Origin of the sequence: Dietzia sp. SYD-A1, assembly GCF_015356725.1 — a bacterium.
Taxonomy (GTDB): Bacteria; Actinomycetota; Actinomycetes; order Mycobacteriales; family Mycobacteriaceae; genus Dietzia.
This window is the reverse complement of record NZ_JADDKI010000137.1, coordinates 1-2,559: the sequence shown is the minus strand read 5'-3', so window position 1 is coordinate 2,559 and position 2,559 is coordinate 1. Positions and strand designations below refer to the sequence as shown.

Below are 2,559 nucleotides of genomic sequence, written 5' to 3'. Positions count from 1 at the left end.
CTTCGGTCTATTTTCGCCCAGCGATCCGCAGATCCCCATGAAACACCGGGGCTAACGCCCGGCGCGTTCGACTCGATGGTGCGCAGCCAAAACATCTGGCTGCGAGTCCAGACACTGCTGGGGCACCGGAGTGTCGAGACCACTCGGAATTACTATTTGGCACCCGTTCTGGCCCTGGAGTGGGAGTGGTTCATGCGGGCCGCTGAGGGTGCTCCGCTGTCCCTCGACCACACGCTCTCGCAGGTCGCTGCCCTAGACGACCGGGTGGCAGACGCATGAGATGCGAAGCAGTCAATGACGACCTCCGGGTGACCCCGTCACGCGGACGGCCCTACGAGCTCGATTTCACATCTGTTGACGTCGGACCAAACTTGCGAAAAGCACTCATGGAACGATTCATCGACATGGCTGGGCCTTCGGGGTCATGGGGCACGAAAGCGACGACGGGTAGAGCTCTGACGGCAGTCCGGGCGTTCTTCTCCGACCTCGGCGTCGTCAATGCCAGTGACCTGACTGGGGTGATGTACCGCGAACGGTTGATGTTGTGGACCAATTACACTCGCTACAGACGGCACCGCATTCTTCGAGTCATCCTGCCCACACTTCCCGGCATCAGCGCGGAGTGCGCACACGTCATTGAATCGACGACTGCGCCGCGACCGGAACCGCAGGCCTCTGACGACGCGTTGACCGATGAGGAAATCGAGTTGCTACGACTCACCTGTGTCAACAACGTGCGTGATGCCCTCACCCGTGTGAAGCATGGCTGGGACGTCGTCGACGCCTATCAGCGTGGCGAGTATGACGACCGCCATCCCGACTACGAGTACGCCCAGTTCCTCGACGAGGTGGCCCGCACCGGCGATGTAGCAGACCGCATCCCCGGGAACCCGAGTACGCGGCGCGTGCCACCGAGCGTGTACCGCAGGCTTTACCCGAACTCGAAAACCAATAACCGAACGCTCTTTCCGCTGTGGGAGAACCTCTACCCGACTCCCGCCGAAGTCGCTGCCGCGGTCCTCGGATTGATCATCACCTGCGGCTGGAACCTCGGCACCGCCCTCACTCTCGGCGTGAGCGACGTCAACCGAGTGGACGCCCGTGACGGCAGTGAACCGCTCCATCTTCGCGTCAGGCTCACCAAACCGCGACGGGGCGTCGTCAGCGAGTGGACTGAGACCTACACCGACAACGGCCCTCGATCCAAAGCCCGCCTGATTCAGATGATTCTCGAACTCACCGACGGGGCGCGGCGCACGCTACAAGAGGTGGGCTACCCCACTGACGCGGTGCTCGTGTCCCTCTCGGGCCAAGTAAATGCGATCGGTAGGAACGCGCGACCAGTCCCGCTCACCGTGCTGGTAGACGCGAATACCCACACGATAGCGAGATACCTCAGGGCCTGGCGCGGTGAACACCCCGAACTGGACTTTGCAACTCCTATCAGGTTGCGATCCTACTTCGCCACACAAGTTCATCCGCAAGGTCATAGCCTCAACACCAACATCGACTACAACCTCAACGATCCGACGGTGAAGAAGGCCGTGCAGCCAGTCATCGCCACTGTTCTTCAAGACCATTTCCACGCCGTGCAGGCGCGAGTCGTGAACGGTTCGGCGACGGTCGACGACCTCCCTTCAGATTCCCGCGGCGTGCTTGAGGACGTGAACTCAGGTGCGCGCGACACAGTGGCCTCGGCCTGCGTTGACCACGAGCATGCCCCCGACACTCATGAGCCGTGCCGCGCGTCCTTCCTGACTTGTTTCGCGTGTACGAACGCGGTGGTCCTTAAGCGACACCTCCCTCGAGTCGTCGCCCTCCACGACCACCTGGAGGGATTGCGCGCTGTCACGCCAGCACACCTCTGGGACTCGCGATTCGCGGCTCACCATGCCCGCATCGCCTCGCTGCTAGTCCCCAATCGGCACTTCTCGAACAGCGACCTCCTCGCTGCCCGCGCTGATGTCACCGATACTGACCGGGACCAGGTCAATCGACTGATGAATAGGACTTGGGACACATGACCAACCCCGCCGTCAACACTGCTGCGACTCGGACGGTCGGGCTCACGCCGGTCGTCCCGCTGCTGACCAGTCCACTCTTCGCCAACCGTCACCACCGGACTCCCGAAGCAGTACCGGAGCCAGTCTTCGGCGACGACGTGTGGCCGCTCCACTACCTCTCGCTCTCCGAGAACAAGGAAGCATCGAACATCAACTTCGCTGCCATTCGGCCCCGTCATCGCGAATCGGCGAAGGTTTACCTCTACAACGTCCTCAATACGGAAACTCAGCGTCGAACCACGTCTATGAAGTCTCGGTTCCCATCCGCCGGGACCGCCATCCATATGTTCCACGCCATGAAGTTGTTGCTGGACTGGATCGACACACACGGACTCAGTAGCATCGCAGACCTCACCACCGACGACTGGACCCAGTACGGCGAGCACGTGGGTGCACGCGAGGATCGCACCTATTCACACAAGGTTGCGCAACTAGTCCACCTAGCCCCGGTGTTTCATGGGGATCTGCGGATCGCTGGGCGAAAATAGACCGAAGT

Annotated in this window: 2 protein-coding genes and 1 pseudogene; all 3 read left to right on the top strand. The window is 61.4% G+C overall.

What is annotated here, in order from left to right; all coding sequences use genetic code 11:
• A pseudogene (locus IY392_RS19140) lies at positions 1 to 279 on the top strand (hypothetical protein); the annotation flags it as partial.
• Between the two features lie 107 nt (positions 280 to 386).
• Positions 387 to 2,024: a hypothetical protein gene (locus IY392_RS06460; RefSeq protein ID WP_194860797.1), complete on the top strand. Its 1,638-nt coding sequence runs from the start codon at positions 387 to 389 to the stop codon at positions 2,022 to 2,024.
• Positions 2,021 to 2,551 (top strand): hypothetical protein, encoded by a 531-nt coding sequence (locus IY392_RS06455; RefSeq protein WP_194860796.1) that lies wholly within the window; start codon positions 2,021 to 2,023, stop codon positions 2,549 to 2,551. The genes IY392_RS06460 and IY392_RS06455 overlap by 4 nt, the downstream gene beginning before the upstream one ends.
• Positions 2,552 to 2,559: the final 8 nt, after the last annotated feature.

What these genes read in the sequence shown, in the direction of transcription:
- IY392_RS06455 (WP_194860796.1), top strand. Translation starts at nt 2,021, where the DNA reads ATGACCAACCCCGCCGTCAACACTGCTGCGACTCGGACGGTCGGGCTC.
- IY392_RS06460 (WP_194860797.1), top strand. Translation starts at nt 387, where the DNA reads ATGGAACGATTCATCGACATGGCTGGGCCTTCGGGGTCATGGGGCACG.